Here is a 21,125-nt window from a genome sequence, read left to right as displayed (position 1 = left end):
GTTTTATATTCTTCACAAGTTTAAGAAAAAGTTAATAGTGTATGTCTAAAGCTAAAGCAAAAACAGCTTCCAAAAATAACCCGACTTCTAGGGAACAGGCTAAAGAATGTTTTCATAACGGTCAGAAAATCAAACCGGTAAAGCTTATTGCTGCTCAAAATTCCTTTCTAGCTGCTGAATATGAATCTTCCGGGGATTTAGTCGTAGGAAGTAACGGTCAGCCATTGCCTTGGGGATTAGTTAAAAGCTTATCTTAATTACTTACAAACAATATATCTTCTACACAATCGGGGGCATAGCTCAGGGGTAGAGCATCTGCTTTGCACGCAGAGGGTCAAGGGTTCGATTCCCTTTGCCTCCACCAGTTCCTACAAGGGTTTCAGAGCTTTTTGAAATTTAGCAAAAACTTTGAATGTTCCTTTTATGTTCCAAAATGTCTAATTTTTGTATTAAATCTCTTTTAAATTCCGAATTTTAAATATTATCAAAAAAACTAACTTTATATATTCCTTAAATCCTCTTCAATTCATTTATTCATACTTTTAGTTAAATTTCTATTACATTCTTAAAACTCCTTATTATTATTCTGTCTATAAGCTTATTTTTAACAAAATATTAAAATTCATAGAATTTAATAAGTATGCAAAAGCTAATAAAGTTTTTAGAACAACAAGGATTTTCTAAAGAAGCCAAAAATTTAGAAGAGGATAATACTGTTTTAGAGATTAGACATAAGATTGTCTATATTGATACGATAAAATTTATTCTTAATATACTAACTTTTGATAGCAAAATTAGTTCTAAGCTTACTTGCCTTATTCTAGAGGATGCTTTTATACAAAGTGATCGGGTAAAATTAATTGCAGAATTTTTACAACAAAACTCTAAGCTTATTTCACTTGATTTAAGTAGCAATGGTTATTTATTTCCTAGAGCAATTGAACCGATTGGTAAAGCTTTAGAATTTAATGATACATTAAAGTATCTTAGTCTTTACCATAGCAAAGTAGGTGTTATAGGAGTGAAGGGTTAAAGGTAAATAAATCTCTTACATATCTTGACCTGGGTAGCGATTGTCATTGGGGCAATGAGTGGGCTATAGGTGATAAAGGAGCAGAATTTCTTGCGGAAGCATTAAAAATAAATAATACTTTACGTATCTTAGACTTGAAAGAAGCAGAGTTAGCCCTGAAGGGATAAATTTTTTCATAGAAACCCTACAAACTAATTATTCTCTTACTACTCTTATACTAAATAAATGGTTAGGAGATATACGCAAAGAAGAACCGGAAGAAGTAGAGGAAATTATTTGCTTAAACAGAGAATTAGTAAAAAAATTATCTTTATTTTTAATTAACGATTTTTCTCTTGAGGATAAAAATATAAATTTAAATATTCAAAATTTAATAGCTTTAAAATTTTATCAAATTGCTGACAAGCAGTTACTAATAGATTATTTAAGAGAGTACGAAGATGTAACAGATATTTTATTTCTATTATCAACCGCAAGTAATTTTGTTAAGGAAAATCCTTTAGCTCTAGCAGGGGTATGTAAAGTAATAAATCCTAATACTGAACTTACAAAAGGTGAAGTCCATATTTCGCACTTATCTAATGAAATAATATTACATATTCTAAGTTTCCTTAAGCCATATTCTATAGAAACAGAATATTATGACGAACTTTTAGAAATAGATGAGAATATTGAATCTCTAGAAATAGTTGAAGTTACAGGAAATAACTATTGTGTTTTGTCATAAGCTATATTTTATATAGTTGATAAAAGATAAACACATAAATCAAAAAGTGGAGCAAAGGAACTAGTGTTAGGGCTAAAAACTAATTCTACTCTTGCTACGCTGTATCTTGAAAATAACAGAATAGATAAAGCAGCGTTGGCCACAATAATTAATAAATATCTGTAAAGAAATAATACTATAGCAGAAAAAAGCAGAAAGCTTAAACGCCGAGAATAATAATTTATGCAATATACAATGAAGCTATAGAAAAATATAAAGCAGCAATAAAATTTAGTAGCAAATCTTTATATAAAGAAAATAAATGCAGAAGTAAATCACGATGTTACAACCCGCTTTTGAATCATCCAAAATTTTTACAGGAAGCTTGTCCCAACCCTTTAAATTCTTATGCTGCTTGTAAATTTTGTTGCATAAAAAAACTATCGTCGTTTAGGTGGGGCTGGCAAATCGTTTACTTGCCTCCACCAAATATCTTCAGTACTCAGGCAAAAGAAGAAAAGTGGCAAGCTGTTAAACTTTCTAGCATAGCCACTATTCGTAAAGGAAAACAATTAAATCGCCTTGATATGAAAGGCGGTATTTATCCTGTTTGGAATGGTGGTGTAATTCCTTCAGGCTTTACGGATCAATGGAATATGGAAGCAAATACTATTACTATTAGCGAAGGTGGTTCGTGTGGTTTTGTAAATTTATGCAGGGAAAGATTTTGGTTAGGCGGACATTGTTATTCAGTCACTAATTTAGCTACTAATTTAAATAAATATTTTTTATTTTTTCAACTCAAACAAAATGAGCCTAAAATTATGCGGCTAAAAACAGGATCAGGTTTGCCAAATATTCAAAAACTCTCTATTGAGAATTATGTTGTATATATACCTTTGCTTGAGCAGCAAAGCCGGGTTGCAAACTATCTTAATAGTTTGCGTAATGAGTTAGAAACATACAAAAAAGAGCTTGAACTTATAAAAAAACAAAAACAAGGATTAATACAGAAGTTACTTACCGGCGAGTGGCGTGTATATCTTTGATACTTTAAAATCTAGAAGCCAAATTTCAGGATTCGCCTGTGTTCACGTATTAATATACGCTGTGCAGGTTTGCCGCTTATTTGACTTCCAGATTTTAAAGTATCTGCGATATGCAAGTAGATAAGTAAATATTTGATAGCAAATTTAATAGGTAAATCGTCTCTATAGTTAACTTACTTAGAAATTACAAAGAAATTTAGAAATAATTAAAATTATGTTCTCAAATAATAATGAATTGAATCTTAACGAAAAACATCTTTCTCATATACCGGCCGTGAAAACGCTGATAGCACTTGGTTATAAACTGCTTAATCAAGAAGACCTAAAGAAAGAACGTAGTAATTTACAAGATATATTACTAGAGGATATATTAATCGATCAAATTAAAAAACTTAATAAGGCAAAGCATAATTTCAAATTAGATGATGAGGATGCAAAAGAGGCTGTACGTCAACTTACATCCTATAAACCAAACGGTTTAATAAAGACTAACCAAGAGATATATGATTTACTAACTTTAGGTGCAAATATTAAGAAAAACTTTAAAGGCTATGACTTAAAATATATTGATTGGCAAGAGCCTTGGAATAATGTTTATCACGTTGCTTTTGAAGTGCCGGTAGAGTCAAAAATACGTATAGGCAGTATACGTATATGTGATATTGTATTATTCGTTAACGGTATACCTTTTGTAGTAATTGAGAATAAGTCACCTACCGAGTCATTAGATCAAGCTATATCTCAACATATACGTAATCAAAGATCAGACGAAATACCGCAACTTTTTTACTATGCTCAAATATTAATTACCGTAAATAAGAATGAAGCAAAATACGCTACCATAGGCAGCTCAAAAAAATACTGGAGTACTTGGAGAGAAGAAACGGAAGAAAAGCAAAATATCGATATTATCCGCAATCTAATTAATACCCCTTTATATGAAGAAGTAAAAAATAATCTTTATACAGGTGATTTTGTTTCTTGTAGAGATCATTTTGATAAACAAGAATTAGCCGGTAATGTAGAGCCTACCGAGCAAGATAAAGTACTTTATGCTTTATGTCGTCCTGAAAGATTACTTGATTTAGTTGTTAATTTTTGTGTTTTTGATAATTCAGTAAGAAAAATAGCCCGCCATCATCAGTTTTTTGCTACACATGCAGCCGTAAAAAGAGTACTCCGAGATGAGGAGCATAATATCAGAAAAGGGGGAGTAATATGGCATACGCAAGGTACGGGCAAATCTTTAACAATGATATTTATTGCCAAATTTTTACTTGAATCTGCTAATATTGCAAGTCCACGTATCATAATTATAACCGACAGAATTGAACTTGATGAGCAAATTAAACATGCTTTTAAAAATTGTGGATTTGAACCTAAACTTGCAACTTCATCCAAAAATTTAATTGAGTTGCTTAGAGGTAGTACGTCTGTTATAACTTCAGTAATTCATAAATTTAACAAAGCTTTTTTTCAAGGCTTTCAAGATTTTAATAATAACTTTTTTGTCCTTGTCGACGAAAGTCATCGTACTCAGTACGGTGATTTAGCAGATAAAATGCGAATTATCTTGCCTAATGCTTGTTATCTAGGATTTACTGGTACACCGCTTTTAAAAGAGCAGAAAAACACTATGGAGAAGTTTGGAGGGCTAATTCATAAATATACTATAAAAGATGCGTTAAAAGATAGTATGATCGTACCGTTATTTTATGAGGGGCGTAATATTCTGAAGCGTCTTAATAATGAATCATTACTTAATAAAAATTTTGATATAATTACTGATGGAGTAGATGAAGAAACAAAAGTAGCTTTAAAAAAAGCATATAGTAGCCTAGATGCACTTTCCAATACAAAGGAAGTTATTAAGGCTAAAGCAGCTGATATCTCAAGGCATTATTCAACGACGTTCAAAGGCACCGGTTTAAAAGCCATGTTAATAGCCCCCTCTAGATCTATTGCTATTCATTTTAAAAAATTTTTGGATGAGATAAATCAAGTAAGTTCTGAAGTTGTTATATCTTCTGTCGATGATCGAGAAGGTCATGAGGACATTGAAAGCAAAAATGAAATACAGGAATTTTTAGCTACCCAAAAAGGTTTAAGATCAAACCAAATCATTGAAAAATTTAAAAATGCTGATAACCCTGAAATTTTAATTGTAGTCTCAAAATTACTAACCGGTTTTGATGCACCCCGTAATACTGTAGTTTATATATGCAAAAAACTAAAAGAGCAGTCTCTTTTACAAGCAATCGCTCGTGCAAATCGTTTATTTGAAGAGAACGAAAAAACTAAGGAATACGGTTATATAATTGACTATGAAGGGTTAGCAGTCAAATTAGACGATGCCTGCAAACTTTATGATAGTGATAAATTAAAAAATTTCGATAAAGAAGATTTAAAAGAGGCTATATTTGTCGTAAATGATAAAATAAAAGAGCTTTTTCCACTACTGCAAAAAATTAAAAATATTTTTACAAATGTATCTAATAACTCAGATCCTGAACAACTAGAGCAATATTTAGCCGATGAAAATATACGGAGTAATTTTTATTTCCTGCTAGACAGGTTAAAAAATTTGATGTCTATATTCTCTAATTCTAATAAATTAGCTGAATCTTTTAAACAAAAAGAATTAGAAGAATTATATAATGAATTAAAAAACTTTAACAAGCTTAAGAAAATAGTAGAAAAGCGTTATAATGAAAAAACAGATAAAAAAATATATACCGATCAAATCGCAAAGTTACTTGATGAGCATATTACTGCCGGTGATATTATTAAGACTGGAATGATTAACATTTTTGATGAGAAAATATTTATAAATTTTATGAAAAGAACAGACATTACAGGTTTAGAGAAAGCTAACCAAATTAATAATGAGATAAGATATATTCTTAATAATTGTATGCGTATTGATCCTGCACTTTTTCAGAAATTTACCAAACTTATAAATGATACAATAGCAAAGTACAATAAAAGTTTATCAGATAGTGAGCTTTTAAATAAATATATAAATATAATAAATGAACTTAAAAAAGACGTACCAAGTGAATTAGACAACAACAAAACAAAGCTAGTTTTTTACAGAAAATTACTTAACTTTTTACAGGATAAAACAAATCAAAATCAGCATGAAAATGCCATTCAAATTGCTCATGATACCTATAACATCATTAAGCAAAAAATAATTGTTCATTGGTCAAGAAATACTAAAACCATAAACGAGATGAGAAATTCGTTAGATGATTATTTTTTTGATGTTGTTGAGAAAAAAATTGGTATCATTTTTAAGCCTGAAGATTTAAATGAAGTCGTGGAGAGTTTAATTGATTTTGCTAAAGAGCATGAAGCTAAATGATTTAAATAACACAAATAGCGAATATTGTATAATCCGCTATTGTAGAATTTTTAAGGCATCAATATTTATATAATATCTGTAGTCGTATTATCGTAATGTTTTCCCAATATTTCTAAAGCGTTTTGGTCATAATCATTTTGATTAGCAGTGTGCCATACCGGCTCATAATTTTGTGCTTTTAAAACATTTTCTGTATAATGTTCTAATTTTTTCTTATCTAATGTACCAAGTTCATATGAAAGTGTATAAGAAATATCAGGGTTAATCGAGGCTTTTTGTATTTCTTGCTGAATATAATTATGCTGTAATTCGTTTGTACCGCCTACAATACGGATATGAAATTTATGCGTCTGTTGTAAATTATATAGCTCTGCTAGTTTTTCAGGTTCTACTATGCACATAGCATTCCAGCATTTATCAAATGTTTCAAGATTTGTAATAGGTTTACCGCCTGCTTCTTCAATTAATTCATTCATTTCTATACGAAATTCTTCGGTAGTGATTTTACCGGTTTTATACTAGTCTATTATCCCGCCGTCTCTTTCTTCATTTATAGCTATAGTTCCAACATTTTTGGGTTCTATAGAAGAGTGTTGGCTAAATTGAGTTATAGTTGCTATTCTATCCGTTTTAATTACCTGAGAATATTTAAAAACATGAGCTTTTTTCATAATAATTACCTATAAATTGTTGTATTAAAATATTAAAATTGTTAAATAAAAAAATCAATATTATATACTAAGAAATTATATTTAGGTTAACAAATGAGTTTAAAATCCGCTTGGCTTGATACGCCTCTGGGTTCAATGCTTGTAATTAGTGATGAAGAGAGGCTTTATTTACTCGATTTTGCTGAAAGTAAAGGATTAGAGCATAAAATTAAAAGACTTAAAATTAACGTAAAATCAGCTATTACTGAAGATCGCACTAAACCTATTCTATCAATTGAAGAGGAGTTAAAATTGTACTTTAACGGTACTTTGCAAAAATTTAATACTCCTATATATCTTTTAGGAAGCGAATTTCAAAAATTAGTATGGCAAGAGCTAATGAATGTACCTTACGGTGAAACAAGAAGTTACTTTACTCAAGCTAAATTAATAGGTAGAGAAAGATCTTATAGAGCCGTTGCAAATGCTAACGGAGCAAATAAATTTGCTATAATTATTCCCTGTCACCGCATCATCAATAATAACGGCGAGCTTGGATGTTACGGCTCAGGGCTAGATCGTAAAAAATGGCTTATTGAGCATGAGAGACAGAATTATTAAATAAAAAATCAATGCCTGGATTTCGATTACAGTGGTTTTAAGAAGTTCGTATAATATAATTATAAATTTATATTATAGGATAAATTAATATGTTTAATGAGCTTCAAATTAATGAGATTCAAAGGCAAGAATATTATCAGGCATTAATTAATAAAGATGACAGATATGAAAATATCTTTTTTGTAGCGGTTAAAACCACAGGAGTATTTTGTAGACCGACTTGCCCTGCACGAAAGCCTAAATTTGAAAATTGTGAATTTTATAAAACTGCTAAGGAAGCTTTGCATGCTTCATATAGACCTTGTCAGCGTTGCAAGCCTCTTTCTCGTCCTTACGAAGCTTCAGATTTAGTTCGCACTCTTGTTGACGCTGTTGAGCTTGAGCCTGCTAAGAGGTGGAAAGATAGTGATTTTGATGAGCTATCAGTAGATGCTTCTACAGCACGTCGCCAATTTAAAAAACATTTTGGTATGACGTTTGTAGAATATGCAAGAGCAAGGCGTATGGGTATTGCAATGAAGCAAATTCGCATGGGTGAATCAGTAATTAATACACAAATCGATATGGGTTATGAGTCAAGTAGCGGTTTTCGAGATGCTTTCTCTAAAATAATGGGCGGACCGCCGACAAAACTTAATAAGCATTTAAATATTTTAAAAGCTGCTTGGTTAGATACTACACTTGGGGCTATGATTGCAATTAGTGATGAAAAGCTACTTTACTTATTAGAATTTGTTGATAGAAGAGGTTTAGAGCTGGAAATTGAAAGGCTAAGAATTAAGACGAAATCTGCTATTATTCCTGGAAGTACTAAACCGATTTTAATGATTGAAGAGGAGCTTAAATTGTACTTTAATGGTACTTTACAAAAATTTAATACACCTATATATCTTTTAGGAAGCCCATTTCAAAAAATGGTTTGGCAAGAATTAATTAATATACCTTACGGTAAAACACGAAGTTATTTAAATCAGGCTAAAGCTTTGGGCAAACCTACTTCTTATAGAGCTGTTGCAAATGCTAACGGCATGAATCAGTTAGCAATAATTGTTCCTTGCCATCGTATTATTAATAGCAATGGCGAACTTGGAGGATATAGCGGAGGATTACATCGTAAAAAATGGCTTATTGAACATGAAAGAAAATTTACAACAAATTAGAAATATTTTACTTGAGAATGCTACTATTCCTTTGGAACGTAGAACGCTGTTTTTTAAAACTAAGGAAGGGGAGTATGGAGAGCATGACCAATTTATTGGGGTTACCATGCCAATTTTACGTAAAATAGCTAAAAGTTATTATAATTTAGATGTGGGGGATTTAAGCCGACTTATTACTTCAGAATTTAATGAAGAAAGATTTTTAGCGTTAGCTATTTTAATTATGCAATATCAGAAAGCACAAGATAAAGAGCTTTTTTATAATTTTTATTTAAACAATATAAAATACGTAAATAATTGGAATTTAGTGGATGCTTCGGCTCATCATATAATTGGGGCTTATTTATGGGATAAAGAAAAGGACTATCTTTTTACATTAACAAAATCGGAAATTCTTTGGGAGAGACGAATAGCTATAGTCTCTACTTGGTATTTTATCAAAAATAATCAATTAGATACAACTTTTGAAATAGCAAAATTACTCTTAAACGATAAACATGATTTAATGCATAAAGCAGTAGGTTGGATGCTGCGTGAAGCAGGAAAAAAAGATGAAAAACAGTTAATAGATTTTTTGGATCGTTATATATCACAAATGCCAAGAACCGCAGTTCGTTATGCAATAGAGAAATTTCCTGAAGAGGTACGTAAGAATATTTTGCAAAAAAAAATAACTTATGCTAGTATACTCGTTTAATTTGAAAAATTGGCTACGTTATCTTTTGCTGATAATCCTCACGTACTAGTATGTACGCTGCGTTTATCAGCTTCTAGATGCCTTGCTCTTTTCCAAATTAAACTTCGTCTACCAACTCTTCATTTATTAGATGTATATTCAATTTTAATTTAGCAAAGGTATTATTATGTTAAAAACTTTATTAGTAGGTTTTATAACTTTAATTTGTGCAGTAAGCTATGCTGATGACCAAACAGCTCAAAATCCTAATTCTACAAATTCTTCTTCTGATCAGCCCGATGATCTATTACCTGCAGAGGCAGCCGTTAACTTTGCACAGCCTTGGGCAAGACCTACAACAAATGTGCAAGGTAAAGTTAGCAATTCTGCTATGTATTTTACATTAATAAATAGTAGAAGTAAGAGTTATAATTTAGTGAATATATCTTCAGATAAGATAAGCGGAATAGAAATTCATCAAACAATTAATGATCAAGGAGTTAGTAAAATGGTAAAAGTCGATTATCCATTTTCAATTGCCGGTAATATTAACGTTGATTTTAAGCCCGGTGGCATGCATGTTATGCTTTATGACCCGAAAGTAGATTTAAACGCAGGAGATGAGTTTAAAATAACTTTTTACTTTGATGACAATACACGAAAAATAGTGAATGTTAAAGTAGCAAATGACAATCCGTATAATAAAACAGGAAATTAGGAAAAACATCATAAGCTAAGCTACTAAAGGTATTATTGCGTGGACCAGTAAAACCCACGGGATGACAAATGCACAAAACATATGACCCTAGAAATTACCGGAAGTGAGTTAATTAAATCTAAACTTACAGATGCTCCTGAACGCTGCGGGGTTTATCGGATGTTTGACGTTAACAAGCAGGTAATCTATGTCGGTAAAGCTAAAAATTTAAAGAAACGTCTTACTAATTACATTAAAAGCGATTTAGATAATAAGACGCTTAGGATGATTGCAAATACTTGTTTTTTAGAGTATAGCATTACTAATTCCGAAGTTGAGGCACTACTTTTAGAAGCCCAGCTAATCAAAAAATTTCAGCCGAAATTTAATATTCTTCTTAAGGACGACAAGTCTTTTCCTTTCATCAAGTTACGTTTAGATCATGATTTCCCGCAATTGCTAAAATATCGAGGTAAAACTCTAAATGACGGAAAATTTTTTGGTCCTTTTGCTTCCGCCACGGAAGTTAATACTACTTTAACGGAATTGCAAAAAATCTTTAAATTACGTTCCTGCACGGATAATTACTTTAATTCACGTACTCGTCCTTGTCTGCAATATGAGATTAAACGTTGTTATGCTCCTTGCGTCGGTAAAATAAATAAGGAGGACTATAGGGACTTAGTAGCTCAGGTTAAAGATTTTTTACAAGGTCGTACTAAAGAACTCCAAGAGAACTTATCTAAAAAGATGGAAGAGCTAAGTAGTCAGATGCGTTTTGAAGAGGCGGCAGAAATTAGAGACCGTATTAAGGCACTTAGTTATGTGCAGCTTAAGGCAGGTGTTTCATATATTGTTAAAGACGCAGATATAATCGCTATTGTAGAAAAGAACGGACATTATTGCGTAGAAGTGTTTTTATATAGGGCAGGGCAAGCATGCGGTAATATTCCTTATTTTCCTACTTCTACCGAAAATAGTACTAAAGAAGAAGTATTAGAATATTTTTTATTACAATTTTATCAAAAACAACAAGTGCCTGCGGAAATTATAATTAATCATGAAATTAATGATAAAGAGAATGTGATAGAGGCGATTAAAAAAATCAATAATATTACTAAACTCAATATTATAATACCTATTAGTGGAGGTAAAGCCAAGCTAGTTCAGAATGCCACAATAAATGCTTTATTCTCTCTAGAGCAATATTTGAAGAAATTTGCAAAAAATCAAGAGATTATGCTTAAAATCAAAGAGCTATTTGGTCTTTCTGAAATTCCTGAAAGAATTGAGATTTATGATAATAGCCATATTCAAGGTAAATTTGCGGTTGGTGTTATGGTAGTTGCCGGTAAAGCCGGTTTTGATAAAAAGGAATATCGGGTTTTCTCATTGTCATCTACTGCTGCTACATTGTCATCCTGTGGCTTGACCATAGGATCCAGTAAATCAATAAATAATGATGATGCTAGTTGTTTTTTGGATACCGTGGACAAGCCACGGTATGACATGACTAAAGGTGACGATTATGAAATGCTCCGGCAAGTTTTAACACGAAGATTAACTAGACTTAAGAATGAGCCGCATAAATTGCCAAGCTTGATGATTATAGACGGTGGCAAAGGGCATTTAAGGCTAGTTAAAGAGGTAATGGATAAATTTGAGATGAATATTCCTTTTGTTTGTATGTCAAAAGGAGTAGATAGAAATGCCGGTCTTGAGCAGTTCCATATGACAGGTAAAGAAGTATTTACTCTGGATAAAAATTTGCCGACTATGAAATATTTACAAATTTTGCGGGATGAGGCACATAATTTCGCCATAAAGAATCATAGACTCGGTAGATCGCGTGCCATAAAATTATCAAGCCTTGATGATATAGAGGGTATAGGTGAAACTCGTAAAAAAGCATTGCTGCACTATTTCGGTTCTTATAAAGCAGTATGTGATGCAACAATAGATGAGCTTACTAAAGTAAACGGTATTAACAAGTCACTTGCCGATATGATTTTTAATGCTTTGCACAAAAAAAACTAATTTTATAACTCATGATATGGTATTGGCAGCATAAAGATTGGCCTAACTTTAAATATGATCAGAAACATATATTAGATTTAGAGAAAAATTTTGTTAAAAATAGTGGTATTCTTTTAGGGGCAACTAAATATCTTTCAGAAGCAGATCAAAATAATTTGATTGTTATGCTTGCAAGTGATGAAGCTTTAAATAGTTCTGAAATTGAGGGTGAATATTTAAACAGAGCTAGCGTACAATATTCTATTAAGCGTTACTTTAATATAGCAACGGATAATAGAAAAGCTTCCCCTGCAGAAACCGGAATTTCTGAATTGCTTGCCGATATGTATTATTCGTATGAGCAGCCCTTAAGTCATGATTGTTTGTGTCAATGGCATGAAATGTTAACTAACGGTAGAAGAGATTTGGGTGCTATAGGAAAATATCGCACTCACTTAGAGCCTATGCAAGTGGTTTCAGGTAAATATCATGAACCTACCGTTCATTTTGAAGCCCCTCCGTCTAATATTGTACGGCAAGAAATGGATAAGTTCATAAAATGGTGTAATGATACTAACGATATTCCTCCTTTGACGAAAGCTGCTATAGCTCATCTTTATTTTGAGTCTATACATCCGTTTGAAGACGGTAACGGAAGAATAGGTAGAGTTATTACTATAAAAATGCTGTGTCAAAATATAGGGCAACCTATATTAATAGCCTTATCGCATGTAATAAATGAGGAAAAGAAATTATATTATAATGCTTTAGAAAATAATAATAAAAGTTTAGAAATTACGGACTGGATATTATATTTTGTTGAAACAATAATTAAAGCTCAAGATTATACTTTACGTAATATAGAGTTTTTAATAAATAAAACAAAGTTTTACGATAAATTCAAAAATATATTAAACGCAAGGCAAGAAAAAGTAGTTAAAAGAATTTTTGAGGAAGGAGTGGAAGGTTTTAAAGGTGGTTTAAGTGCTAAAAACTATATAACTATTACTAAAATCTCTAAAGCTACCGCTACAAGAGATCTCCAAGAATTAGTAGAAATGCAAGCATTTATTAAAACCGGAGATCTTAAGGGAACTAGGTATAGTATTAATGTCATTCCCGCGTAGGCGGGAATCCAGAAAAAAGTATAAATACAGCAAATTTTTGAAATTAAAAGCTCGATTTATCTCGCTTTATGCTGGATTCCCGCCTACGCGGGAATGACATAAAGAACATTTACCGGTCCACGCAACAATGTCTTCCTGCGTGAACCGAAAAACGTGTTCGGTGTCATACCGTGGCTTGACCACGGTATCCATAAAAAACTAAAAATACTAATAATTTAGTATTTTTAACTGGAACCCGCGATCAAGCCGCGGGATGACATTAGCGGTTACTGGATTCCTGCTTTCGCAGGAATGACATCAAGCCATAATAATACCGTCCTAAAATAAATATCATCAGACTTACCATTGTTCCTATAAACACCCCTCTAAGGTTGAAATATTGCAACGATAAAGAATAATATTCCCACGTTAAAAAAGCAGTTGCTCCGCCAAGTGATGATAAAACCATTACGGTTTTAGATGTTCTAATGCCGAAAAGCGTTGTTATTAACGGCACTAATATTATCGGTCCCCAAAAGCCGGTAAAGAACACTACTAAGTCAATTACATTACTAAATCTTAAAGCTACAATTATTGCAAAACTCCCTATTATAATGTTAATAATTCGGGCAATTAATAATAATTTTTGCTGATTTTTTACTTTAAGTATAGGGTTAATTATGTCCTTAACGAGAGCTATAGAAGTAACGTTTAAATCAGAATCGGCAGTAGACATAACGGCAGCTAAGAGTCCGCTCATTACTACCCCTTGAATTAAAGGCGGAATAATTTGGTTGATTAAATAAGGTAATACTAAATTTGACGGTTGGTTTGGATAAAGCTTATAAGCAATTAAACCGTTTAAAGTAATGCAAATCAAGAAGAAAAAATATATAGCGGATTTTGCATATATTGCTTTAGTTGTTTGCGTAGGATTTTTATTAATTAAAGCTCTTTGAATAAATGTAGGATATAGATTCATGACGCTAAAGCTTAAAGCTGCTGCAATCGTATAAGAAAGTAGGTTGCTCTGATCAAAATTTGCATTTTCCGTAGGTAGGTTATTAATAAAATCTACAAAACCGATTTTATTTAAACTGATAAAAGTTATGGTCGGTATAGCGATTATCATTGCCAAAAATTGTAGTAAATTAGTAAAAACAATAGATTGTAAGCCGCCGATTGTAGTATATATAAGTACTATACTATAACTTAAAATTACCCCATTTACATAATTTATTTCTAAGATATATTGAAAAATATAGCCGCTTACGCTTATTTGAGCAGCCAAAAACCCTACTGAAACAATGACTGAGCTAACACCGCCGGTAAAACGACCGATGTTACCGTAATATGTACTCAGGATATCGCCGATGCTTTCAGCTCCGTAATGTTTGGCAATTAAATGCACTATATAGATCGCAATTAATATATCTATAGGTATTGTAAGCATCAAAGCATAAGCATAATATTCGTGTCCTAAAAAAACCTTTTCCATAATGCCGAAAGTGGTAGCACCTCCGACAGAACTTGCAAATATTGTAGCTATTAATAACAGCTTACTATTTTTCGCTTTACTTTCAACATTTGCATAGTTCTTAAAACTACTATGTTTAGCTCGGTAATATATACCAATAAGTAGAATAGATATTAGGTATATGAATACGATAACATTATCTATAGGTATTTTAAGCATAAATTAGGTTTAGTTTTTAAATGACATTCACTATAGGTTATTATTTTTTAATATACTATAATTAATTTAAACTTCAGATGCAGAACCTAAAATGGTAGTACTATATTTTTCATAAATATCTTTATCAGGATTATATTGATATATATTATCTTGATGCTCTATAAACTTATTTCTTTTTTACTTAATAGCTCCATTGGCATATAAGTGTTATCATTATCTTGGTCTAAAGTTTTTTTACTATTTTTACAATATTCTTGGATTTTTAAAATAGCTAATATAGCAAAAATTACACAACAAATTGTTAATACTCCGTCTTTAGTAAATGATAAAAATGTTGAAGTAATTGAAGAATTACCGGACGGCATGTTTGACTCTTCTTTATCGAACATCATAAATCCGGCGGTATGTATTGTTGGTCCTAAAGCATATGAAGTAAAGTTTCTTAAATTAGCTTCAAAGTTAGCATCAATAATACAATCTTCAGTAGTATTAAAACCTATAAAAGCCGGTATATTTGAATCTTTTATTATAGAGTTAATAGTATGTTTAGCTTCTTCCTGACATTTTCTCATTAAAATTCTTGCCCAGTTATAAATTCTATAATTTGCGTTGTCTTCACATTCTTCAAAATCTATAAGGGTATTAGTAGTATTATCTTTCATAAATGCATGATAGGGGACGGAAGTAAATAGCTTGTTGCCAATATTAAACAAATAAGCAAAGGAAGTTAGGTTGATAACTTCCGAGTGACCTGAGCGGAGTAGTGATACATTCAAATTGTGGCATGATTAACCTTTATTTATGTTCAAAATAGTAATCATTAATAAAAATTAATAAATCAATATTTTTTTATATATTAAGCTTTAATTGTATGTACGAAATATTTAGATATGTAAGTATCGCAAGTTAATAGGGTTAAACCTTCTACTATTGCTTGGGCTATCAATAGTCTATCAAATGGGTCCTTATGATATAAAGGTAAATTTGCAATATAAGTGCTATGTGCTATAGAAATCGGTAATTTTTGAAATTCATTAGCCTCAATGGCTTTTTCTAGATCATTTGGAGCTTCTAGTTTTCCTAAAGATTTTTTAATAGTAATCTCCCATGTGTTTACACTGCTTACGAAAATTATATTATCGGGATTAGCTATAATTTCTGCTATTTTATACGGCAGAGTTTTATCATTATTTAGCCACTGCAATAAAATATGTGTATCTAATAAATATTTCATCTGAGACAGTTACTTAAAAAAATCCATAAAATCATCGGGTAGGTCATCAAAATCCTCTTTTACAACAACTTTACCTTCCCAATATCCGGGTTTACGCCGTTGCTTCTTAGGATTATATTGGACAAGTTTAACGGTAGGCTTGCCTGATTTACATATAATTATTTCTTCGCCGTTTGCAGCTAATTTTATTAATTCGGATAAATGAGTTTTTGCATTATGAATGTTAACTATTTGCATTTTAAACTTTTTAACTGATTTAAACTAACTTAGTCTAGTCCGATTCAAAGTATATGTCAAGATTTTAAATGCTAAGAAGCTTCTTCATATACTTCACCGGTTAATTCAAGGTCGTGTTTGGAATTGGAAAGAGAAGTAGGGGTTAGAGTATAGCTACATCTACTCTAATAAGCCAACATTCGGATATCATATTTGCAGCATCGAAAGAATGTCCTGTTGTTAGGGCTGCGTTCGTTTCTATGTTTCTATCTTTAGCCATAAAATTATTATAATTATTTACCTTAAGTAAATATATTAAATAATATGAATTTGTAAAGTAAGAATCACTTACAAAAAATCCATAAAATCATCGGGCTAAGCTTTGTTGTGTGGCTTGATGTCATTCCCGCGTAGGCGGGAATCCATAATAAAGCGAGATAAATCGAGCTTTTAATTTAAAAAATTTACTGTATTTATAATTTTTTTCTAGATTCCCGCTTTCGCGGGAATGACATAAGAGCTACGCAACAAGACCGATTTATTCAGGAGATATAGAGGAAAATAAAAGATTGGATCCCGTGGTCAAGCCACGGGATGCCATCTTAATAATTTAACCCCTGCTTGTTAAAAATCCTTGACTCCTTGATATTCCTATAATATCCTATAAATTACCATAAAATCCCAAATTAACCCAAATTATACCAATGAATGTATTTTTATCTAAGTATGTAAATGGTGTTGATAAAAAGAGTAGGGTGTCAGTGCCGGCGAATTACCGTGCGGTACTAGGGAAAGAATTATTTAACGGTGTAATCGCTTATCCGTCAATTAGGAATAATTGTATAGAGGCGTGCGGTATTTCGCATATTGAGAAATTAAGACAGATGATTGAAACTCTTGATCCTTATTCCGAGGAACGTGATGCCTTTGAGACTATGATATTCGGGGAAGCCGTGCAGCTTTCGTTTGATGGGGAGGGAAGAGTTATATTGCCGCAATCTTTAATGAAGCATGCAGGGATTGAGGAGCAAGCATGTTTTGTAGGTAAAGGGGTGATTTTTGAGATTTGGCAGCCGCAAAATTTTGAGAAATATTTAAGTTCCGCTCAAAAAATTGCTCATGAAAAGCGGTTAACTCTAAGGAATGCAAATTGATGCAGCAGCCACATATACCGGTAATGCTAAATGAAATGCTGGCAAATTTAGCTCCAAAAGATGGTGAGTTTTATTTAGATTGTACGTTCGGAGCAGGAGGATATAGCAAAGCAATATTAGAAAGCTATGACTGTTATATCACAGCTTTGGACCGTGATCCGAATGTGATTAAAAGAGCCGAGGAAATTAAGCAAAATTACGGTGAGAGATTTGATTTTATAGAAACGAATTTTGCGGATAGTTTTGCAAAGCTTAAGGAAAAAAAATTTGATGGAGTAGTGCTGGATTTAGGCGTTTCATCAATGCAGTTAGATATAGCAGATAGAGGATTTTCGTTTTTACATGATGGACCGCTTGATATGCGTATGAGTGGACAGGGGCTTAGTGCCGAGGAGTTTGTAAATACGGCAGAAGAAAAAGAGCTAGCCGATGTAATTTATAAATACGGTGATGAGAGCTTTTCACGAAGAATTGCTAAGAGAATTGTAGAATATAGAAAAACGGCGAGAATTGATAGTACCGGTAAGTTAGCCGAGATTGTTAGAAGTAGTATAGGATTTAGAAAAGGCAAAATTGATCCTGCTACTAAAACCTTTCAAGCTATTAGGATTTATATAAACGATGAGCTTAGAGAGTTAGAAAGATTTTTAGAAAATGTGCAGAATATATTAAAGAAAGACGGACGTTTAGTTGTGGTGTCTTTTCACTCTTTAGAAGACAGGATAGTTAAGAATTTCTTTAAAGAAAATTCAGAAAAGCCGGTAGCAAGGTCAAAATATGCTAAAGAAGATATAGCAATTGATCCGGATAAATGGCTTAAGATTATTACTAATAAAGCTCTAGCACCGTCAGATAAAGAAGTAGGGATAAATATTAGAGCAAGGTCGGCAAAACTTCGAGCCGCAAAAAAGATACTATAGCCTATGTCATTGTTGCATGGCTTGATTTATGTTATTCCCGCGAGGCATTGTTGCGTGGATACTGAATGTCGTCATTGCGAGGAAAAACTGTAAGTTTTGATGAAGCAAGGAAGAAAAAAAATTCTGATTTACAGAATTTTTTTATTATTTTTCTGGATTGCCACGTCGCTTCGCTCCTCGCAATGACGATTTGGGTATCCATGCAACAAAGCCTTTCCGCGAAGGCGGGAATCCAGTTCTTTGTCATACCGCGACTTGATCGCGGTATCTAATTTATTATTTTTAGATCCCGTGGTCAAGCCACGGGATGACAGAGGCGAAATTGATCCAGGCGGGCATGATATCGAATGCTTTTAAAAAATTGTCTAAGTATTATAGGAAATACAAGAGTAATTTAGTTATGACTATAAGAAAGTTTCACTATTTAACATTATTGATAACAATTATAGCAATATGTAGTTTGTTTAGCATAAAAGAGCAAGTCTCAACCCTTGATTATCAATTAAGTAGCGTTGTAAAACAGATAAATAGTGAGAATAATAATATTCATATTTTAAAAGCAGAGCAAGCTTATCTACTTTTGCCTGCTAGATTGGAAAAACTTGCGGCAGCTTATTTAAAATTAGAAACAGTTAAATCTTATCAAATGATAAAAGATCCGTTAGGACCAAATATCGATCAAAATATTAAATTTAATCATAATATTAGTATTTTAAAGAGTAGTAAATGGCGTTACAAAAGAATTACGAATAATAAGTATATACAAACTGTTTCGAGTAGAGTGAAGTGATTGTCATACCGCGACTTGATCGCGGTATCCAAAAAATTAATATTTATACATAGATTCCGCGATCAAGTCGCGGAATGACAACTTATTTTATGAAACAAATTTTAGAAAAATGGAAACCAGCAATTAAAAGTTTGATAATTTGGAATGTTTGTAGTAAAAATACAAAAATCCGATTATTAATGGTTATTTGTGGCTTTTCTTTTCTTTTTTGCATTTTATCTTACAGATTGATAATCGTTGCTACGAATGTTTACGATAAAAATATTAATTCCTTTAAAAAAAATCATCAATTTAGAAAAGAAATAGTTGACCGAAACGGTAATTTATTAGCAGTTAACCTACCTTCTGCGTCATTATTCGCTAATCCACAAATAGTTCTCGATCCTGAAACTTCCGTAAAAAAGCTAGCAGAAATTCTACCTGATATTAATAAAGCTAAATTACTTGCGGAACTTAAGTCAAATAAAAGCTTTATATGGGTAAAAAGAGATTTATTACCTAGTCAGCAGGAAAAAATAACTAGCCTTGGGTTACTTGGTTTTGAATTTGAAGAAGAGCAGAAACGAATTTATACTTTTTCTAATTTATTGTCGCATGTTGTCGGTTATGTAGGTAGAGATTCGGTAGGGCTTAGTGGTTTAGAACTCGCTTACGATAAATATTTAACTAATTCTGATTATGAATTAAACGAACCAAAGAATCGGAAAGAACCACTTCAATTATCTATTGATATCAGATTACAAAGTATTTTAAGTGAAGAGATTGATAAAACTTTAAAGCAATTTAAGGCCATAGGAGCAGTAGGCATTATTGCCAATCCAAATAATGGTGAGATTTTAGCATTAGTAAATAAGCCTGATTTCGATCCTCATCATCCGAGTTTAGCCAAACCGGAAGAGCTATTTAATATAGCAAGTCTTGGCATTTATGAAATGGGTTCGGTGTTTAAGGCATTAACTATGGCAGTCGGTTTTGATACCGGTGCAATAAATATGAATGATGCTTATGATATAAGCTATATGAAAGTAGGAGGATTCCAGCTTAAGGATTATACACCAAGGCAAGGGTGGCATAGTGTGCCTGAGATTTTTCTATATTCTTCAAATATTGGCACAAGTCAAATTATGCTTGAAATCGGTAAAAGCAATTTTAAAAAATACTTAAAGAAATTAGGTCTATTAGATCAGTTACAAATAGAATTACCTGAACGAGGTACTCCGTTATTTCCTTCCGAGAAAAGATGGAATGAGTTAACTAGTGTTACTATGTCGTACGGCTACGGCATTTCGATTAGCCCTTTGCATTTTGTTAGAGCAATGTTACCGGTTGTTAACGGCGGTACTTTATATGATCTTACTTTATTAAAAAGAAAGGATGAAAAAGTAATAGGTACAAAAGTTTTTAGTGAAAACACCTCTACCCAAATGAAGAAATTATTTAGATCGGTAGTAAGAGAAGGTAACGGTAAAAGAGCAGAGGTCAAAGGCTATCTTATCGGCGGTAAGACCGGTACGGCAGAAAAGCTTTCCCAAGGTGCAGGGGGGAAAAAGAAATATCTAAAAAATAGTAGAGCTTCATCGTTTTTAGGAGTGCTACCTGCATCTAACCCGCAATATGTTATTTTTATTAGATTTGATGAGCCGAAACCGACTAAAGAAAGCTTTGGCTTTGCAACGGCAAGCTGGACGGCTGCCCCTACTGCCGGTAGAGTTTTTGAGCGTATGATATCTTTATATGGTTTAGAGCCGATAGAACAAAGTGAAGAAGAAAGTTGAAAATTAAAAATATTATTTAATAACTATAGATTTTGTAATTGCGAGGAGGCATTGTTGCGTGGATACTGATGTCATTCCCGCAAAAGCGGGAATCCAGAAAAATAAATTTAAATATCGATATAGAAGTTATTTATTTTAAAAATAAATCTAAAAAAACAAGTTTTTTATAGGTTTTACTGGATTCCCGCTTTCGCGGGAATGACATAAAACGGTCTGTACAACAAAGCCTAATTTCCCTCGCAATGACGAGTATATAAGC

The 21,125-nt window shown here is 32.2% G+C and carries 21 protein-coding genes, 1 tRNA gene and 2 pseudogenes; 16 read left to right on the top strand and 8 right to left on the bottom strand.

From position 1 onward, the window contains the following. The first annotated feature begins 41 nt into the window (after positions 1 to 41). The 4 genes from AC5587_RS05640 (at position 42) to AC5587_RS05625 (ending at position 2,788) form a co-directional block, all read left to right on the top strand. Complete coding sequence (locus AC5587_RS05640) at positions 42 to 257, top strand: hypothetical protein (RefSeq protein ID WP_499162103.1); 216 nt, start codon at positions 42 to 44, stop codon at positions 255 to 257. Positions 258 to 289: 32 nt separating this feature from the next. Further along, positions 290 to 364: transfer RNA gene (locus AC5587_RS05635), tRNA-Ala, on the top strand. A gap of 276 nt (positions 365 to 640) precedes the next feature. After that, positions 641 to 1,033, top strand: coding sequence for a hypothetical protein (locus AC5587_RS05630; protein ID WP_499162102.1), 393 nt, complete (start codon positions 641 to 643; stop codon positions 1,031 to 1,033). A 1,062-nt stretch (positions 1,034 to 2,095) separates the two neighbouring features. Beyond that, positions 2,096 to 2,788: a restriction endonuclease subunit S gene (locus tag AC5587_RS05625; RefSeq protein WP_499162101.1), complete on the top strand. Its 693-nt coding sequence runs from the start codon at positions 2,096 to 2,098 to the stop codon at positions 2,786 to 2,788. A 20-nt stretch (positions 2,789 to 2,808) separates the two neighbouring features. Here AC5587_RS05625 and AC5587_RS05620 read toward each other — a convergent pair. Then, positions 2,809 to 2,904: pseudogene (locus AC5587_RS05620) on the bottom strand (palindromic element RPE5 domain-containing protein); the annotation flags it as partial. Between the two features lie 98 nt (positions 2,905 to 3,002). On the opposite strand from AC5587_RS05620, the gene AC5587_RS05615 reads away from it, so the two are divergent. Continuing rightward, entirely contained in the window at positions 3,003 to 6,155 is a 3,153-nt protein-coding gene (locus AC5587_RS05615; RefSeq protein WP_499162100.1) for a type I restriction endonuclease subunit R, read from the top strand. 65 nt (positions 6,156 to 6,220) lie between these two features. Here the strand turns inward: AC5587_RS05615 and AC5587_RS05610 are convergent, their stop codons facing one another. Both AC5587_RS05610 and AC5587_RS05605 read right to left on the bottom strand, forming a co-directional pair. Then, a complete protein-coding gene (locus AC5587_RS05610) occupies positions 6,221 to 6,631 on the bottom strand; it encodes a hypothetical protein (RefSeq protein ID WP_499162099.1) in 411 nt (136 codons plus the stop codon). Positions 6,632 to 6,673: 42 nt separating this feature from the next. Further along, positions 6,674 to 6,826: a hypothetical protein gene (locus tag AC5587_RS05605; RefSeq protein WP_499162098.1), complete on the bottom strand. Its 153-nt coding sequence runs from the start codon at positions 6,824 to 6,826 to the stop codon at positions 6,674 to 6,676. A gap of 93 nt (positions 6,827 to 6,919) precedes the next feature. Between AC5587_RS05605 and AC5587_RS05600 the strand changes: the two genes are divergently transcribed. From AC5587_RS05600 to AC5587_RS05570, 7 genes and pseudogenes are all read left to right on the top strand, one after another. Next, a complete protein-coding gene (locus AC5587_RS05600; protein ID WP_499162097.1) occupies positions 6,920 to 7,426 on the top strand; it encodes a methylated-DNA--[protein]-cysteine S-methyltransferase in 507 nt (168 codons plus the stop codon). Positions 7,427 to 7,515: 89 nt separating this feature from the next. Beyond that, positions 7,516 to 8,007, top strand: a pseudogene (locus AC5587_RS05595) (bifunctional transcriptional activator/DNA repair enzyme AdaA); the annotation flags it as partial. Positions 8,008 to 8,037: 30 nt separating this feature from the next. Next, positions 8,038 to 8,586, top strand: coding sequence for a methylated-DNA--[protein]-cysteine S-methyltransferase (locus AC5587_RS05590; RefSeq protein ID WP_499163005.1), 549 nt, complete (start codon positions 8,038 to 8,040; stop codon positions 8,584 to 8,586). After that, positions 8,561 to 9,283: a DNA alkylation repair protein gene (locus AC5587_RS05585; protein ID WP_499162096.1), complete on the top strand. Its 723-nt coding sequence runs from the start codon at positions 8,561 to 8,563 to the stop codon at positions 9,281 to 9,283. The genes AC5587_RS05590 and AC5587_RS05585 overlap by 26 nt, the downstream gene beginning before the upstream one ends. 166 nt (positions 9,284 to 9,449) lie before the next feature. Continuing rightward, positions 9,450 to 9,980: a copper chaperone PCu(A)C gene (locus AC5587_RS05580; protein ID WP_410527941.1), complete on the top strand. Its 531-nt coding sequence runs from the start codon at positions 9,450 to 9,452 to the stop codon at positions 9,978 to 9,980. Between the two features lie 81 nt (positions 9,981 to 10,061). Then, positions 10,062 to 11,996 (top strand): excinuclease ABC subunit UvrC, encoded by a 1,935-nt coding sequence (gene uvrC / locus AC5587_RS05575; RefSeq protein WP_499162095.1) that lies wholly within the window; start codon positions 10,062 to 10,064, stop codon positions 11,994 to 11,996. Between the two features lie 11 nt (positions 11,997 to 12,007). Then, positions 12,008 to 13,102 (top strand): Fic family protein, encoded by a 1,095-nt coding sequence (locus AC5587_RS05570; RefSeq protein WP_499162094.1) that lies wholly within the window; start codon positions 12,008 to 12,010, stop codon positions 13,100 to 13,102. Between the two features lie 259 nt (positions 13,103 to 13,361). On the opposite strand, the gene AC5587_RS05565 is transcribed toward AC5587_RS05570, so the two are convergent. The 4 genes from AC5587_RS05565 to AC5587_RS05550 all read right to left on the bottom strand — a co-directional run bounded on the left by AC5587_RS05565 (position 13,362) and on the right by AC5587_RS05550 (position 16,248). Continuing rightward, positions 13,362 to 14,777, bottom strand: coding sequence for a sodium:solute symporter family protein (locus AC5587_RS05565; RefSeq protein WP_499162093.1), 1,416 nt, complete (start codon positions 14,775 to 14,777; stop codon positions 13,362 to 13,364). A 158-nt stretch (positions 14,778 to 14,935) separates the two neighbouring features. Beyond that, positions 14,936 to 15,439, bottom strand: a complete 504-nt coding sequence (locus AC5587_RS05560) for a hypothetical protein (RefSeq protein ID WP_499162092.1) — start codon at positions 15,437 to 15,439, stop codon at positions 14,936 to 14,938. A gap of 194 nt (positions 15,440 to 15,633) precedes the next feature. Then, complete coding sequence (locus tag AC5587_RS05555) at positions 15,634 to 16,011, bottom strand: type II toxin-antitoxin system VapC family toxin (protein WP_499162091.1); 378 nt, start codon at positions 16,009 to 16,011, stop codon at positions 15,634 to 15,636. Between the two features lie 9 nt (positions 16,012 to 16,020). Beyond that, positions 16,021 to 16,248 carry a type II toxin-antitoxin system Phd/YefM family antitoxin gene (locus AC5587_RS05550; protein WP_045813176.1) on the bottom strand — a complete coding sequence of 76 codons (228 nt, stop codon included), beginning with the start codon at positions 16,246 to 16,248 and terminating at the stop codon, positions 16,021 to 16,023. A 683-nt stretch (positions 16,249 to 16,931) separates the two neighbouring features. Here AC5587_RS05550 and mraZ point away from each other — a divergent pair. Together mraZ and rsmH are read left to right on the top strand one after the other, a co-directional pair. Next, a complete protein-coding gene (mraZ, locus tag AC5587_RS05545) occupies positions 16,932 to 17,381 on the top strand; it encodes a division/cell wall cluster transcriptional repressor MraZ (RefSeq protein ID WP_410527496.1) in 450 nt (149 codons plus the stop codon). After that, the gene (gene rsmH / locus AC5587_RS05540) at positions 17,381 to 18,301 is read left to right on the top strand and encodes a 16S rRNA (cytosine(1402)-N(4))-methyltransferase RsmH (protein WP_499162090.1); all 921 of its coding nucleotides are present in this window, start codon (positions 17,381 to 17,383) and stop codon (positions 18,299 to 18,301) included. The genes mraZ and rsmH overlap by 1 nt, the downstream gene beginning before the upstream one ends. A gap of 128 nt (positions 18,302 to 18,429) precedes the next feature. On the opposite strand, the gene AC5587_RS05535 is transcribed toward rsmH, so the two are convergent. Further along, entirely contained in the window at positions 18,430 to 18,600 is a 171-nt protein-coding gene (locus AC5587_RS05535; RefSeq protein ID WP_499162089.1) for a hypothetical protein, read from the bottom strand. Between the two features lie 101 nt (positions 18,601 to 18,701). Between AC5587_RS05535 and ftsL the strand changes: the two genes are divergently transcribed. Both ftsL and AC5587_RS05525 read left to right on the top strand, forming a co-directional pair. Then, positions 18,702 to 19,091 (top strand): cell division protein FtsL, encoded by a 390-nt coding sequence (gene ftsL / locus AC5587_RS05530; protein WP_499162088.1) that lies wholly within the window; start codon positions 18,702 to 18,704, stop codon positions 19,089 to 19,091. A gap of 89 nt (positions 19,092 to 19,180) precedes the next feature. Then, positions 19,181 to 20,866, top strand: coding sequence for a peptidoglycan D,D-transpeptidase FtsI family protein (locus tag AC5587_RS05525; RefSeq protein ID WP_499162086.1), 1,686 nt, complete (start codon positions 19,181 to 19,183; stop codon positions 20,864 to 20,866). Positions 20,867 to 21,125: the final 259 nt, after the last annotated feature.

Source organism: Rickettsia endosymbiont of Hedychridium roseum, from assembly GCF_964028255.1.
GTDB classification, from domain to species: Bacteria; Pseudomonadota; Alphaproteobacteria; order Rickettsiales; family Rickettsiaceae; genus Rickettsia; species Rickettsia asembonensis.
This window is presented reverse-complemented; position numbering and strand designations above follow the sequence as displayed.

What these genes read in the sequence shown, in the direction of transcription:
- AC5587_RS05640 (WP_499162103.1), top strand. Translation starts at nt 42, where the DNA reads ATGTCTAAAGCTAAAGCAAAAACAGCTTCCAAAAATAACCCGACTTCT.
- AC5587_RS05630 (WP_499162102.1), top strand. Translation starts at nt 641, where the DNA reads ATGCAAAAGCTAATAAAGTTTTTAGAACAACAAGGATTTTCTAAAGAA.
- AC5587_RS05615 (WP_499162100.1), top strand. Translation starts at nt 3,003, where the DNA reads ATGTTCTCAAATAATAATGAATTGAATCTTAACGAAAAACATCTTTCT.
- AC5587_RS05610 (WP_499162099.1), bottom strand. Translation starts at nt 6,631, where the DNA reads ATGAATGAATTAATTGAAGAAGCAGGCGGTAAACCTATTACAAATCTT.
- AC5587_RS05605 (WP_499162098.1), bottom strand. Translation starts at nt 6,826, where the DNA reads ATGAAAAAAGCTCATGTTTTTAAATATTCTCAGGTAATTAAAACGGAT.
- AC5587_RS05600 (WP_499162097.1), top strand. Translation starts at nt 6,920, where the DNA reads ATGAGTTTAAAATCCGCTTGGCTTGATACGCCTCTGGGTTCAATGCTT.
- AC5587_RS05590 (WP_499163005.1), top strand. Translation starts at nt 8,038, where the DNA reads ATGGGCGGACCGCCGACAAAACTTAATAAGCATTTAAATATTTTAAAA.
- AC5587_RS05585 (WP_499162096.1), top strand. Translation starts at nt 8,561, where the DNA reads ATGAAAGAAAATTTACAACAAATTAGAAATATTTTACTTGAGAATGCT.
- AC5587_RS05580 (WP_410527941.1), top strand. Translation starts at nt 9,450, where the DNA reads ATGTTAAAAACTTTATTAGTAGGTTTTATAACTTTAATTTGTGCAGTA.
- uvrC (WP_499162095.1), top strand. Translation starts at nt 10,062, where the DNA reads ATGACCCTAGAAATTACCGGAAGTGAGTTAATTAAATCTAAACTTACA.
- AC5587_RS05570 (WP_499162094.1), top strand. Translation starts at nt 12,008, where the DNA reads ATGATATGGTATTGGCAGCATAAAGATTGGCCTAACTTTAAATATGAT.
- AC5587_RS05565 (WP_499162093.1), bottom strand. Translation starts at nt 14,777, where the DNA reads ATGCTTAAAATACCTATAGATAATGTTATCGTATTCATATACCTAATA.
- AC5587_RS05560 (WP_499162092.1), bottom strand. Translation starts at nt 15,439, where the DNA reads ATGAAAGATAATACTACTAATACCCTTATAGATTTTGAAGAATGTGAA.
- AC5587_RS05555 (WP_499162091.1), bottom strand. Translation starts at nt 16,011, where the DNA reads ATGAAATATTTATTAGATACACATATTTTATTGCAGTGGCTAAATAAT.
- AC5587_RS05550 (WP_045813176.1), bottom strand. Translation starts at nt 16,248, where the DNA reads ATGCAAATAGTTAACATTCATAATGCAAAAACTCATTTATCCGAATTA.
- mraZ (WP_410527496.1), top strand. Translation starts at nt 16,932, where the DNA reads ATGAATGTATTTTTATCTAAGTATGTAAATGGTGTTGATAAAAAGAGT.
- rsmH (WP_499162090.1), top strand. Translation starts at nt 17,381, where the DNA reads ATGCAGCAGCCACATATACCGGTAATGCTAAATGAAATGCTGGCAAAT.
- ftsL (WP_499162088.1), top strand. Translation starts at nt 18,702, where the DNA reads ATGACTATAAGAAAGTTTCACTATTTAACATTATTGATAACAATTATA.
- AC5587_RS05525 (WP_499162086.1), top strand. Translation starts at nt 19,181, where the DNA reads ATGAAACAAATTTTAGAAAAATGGAAACCAGCAATTAAAAGTTTGATA.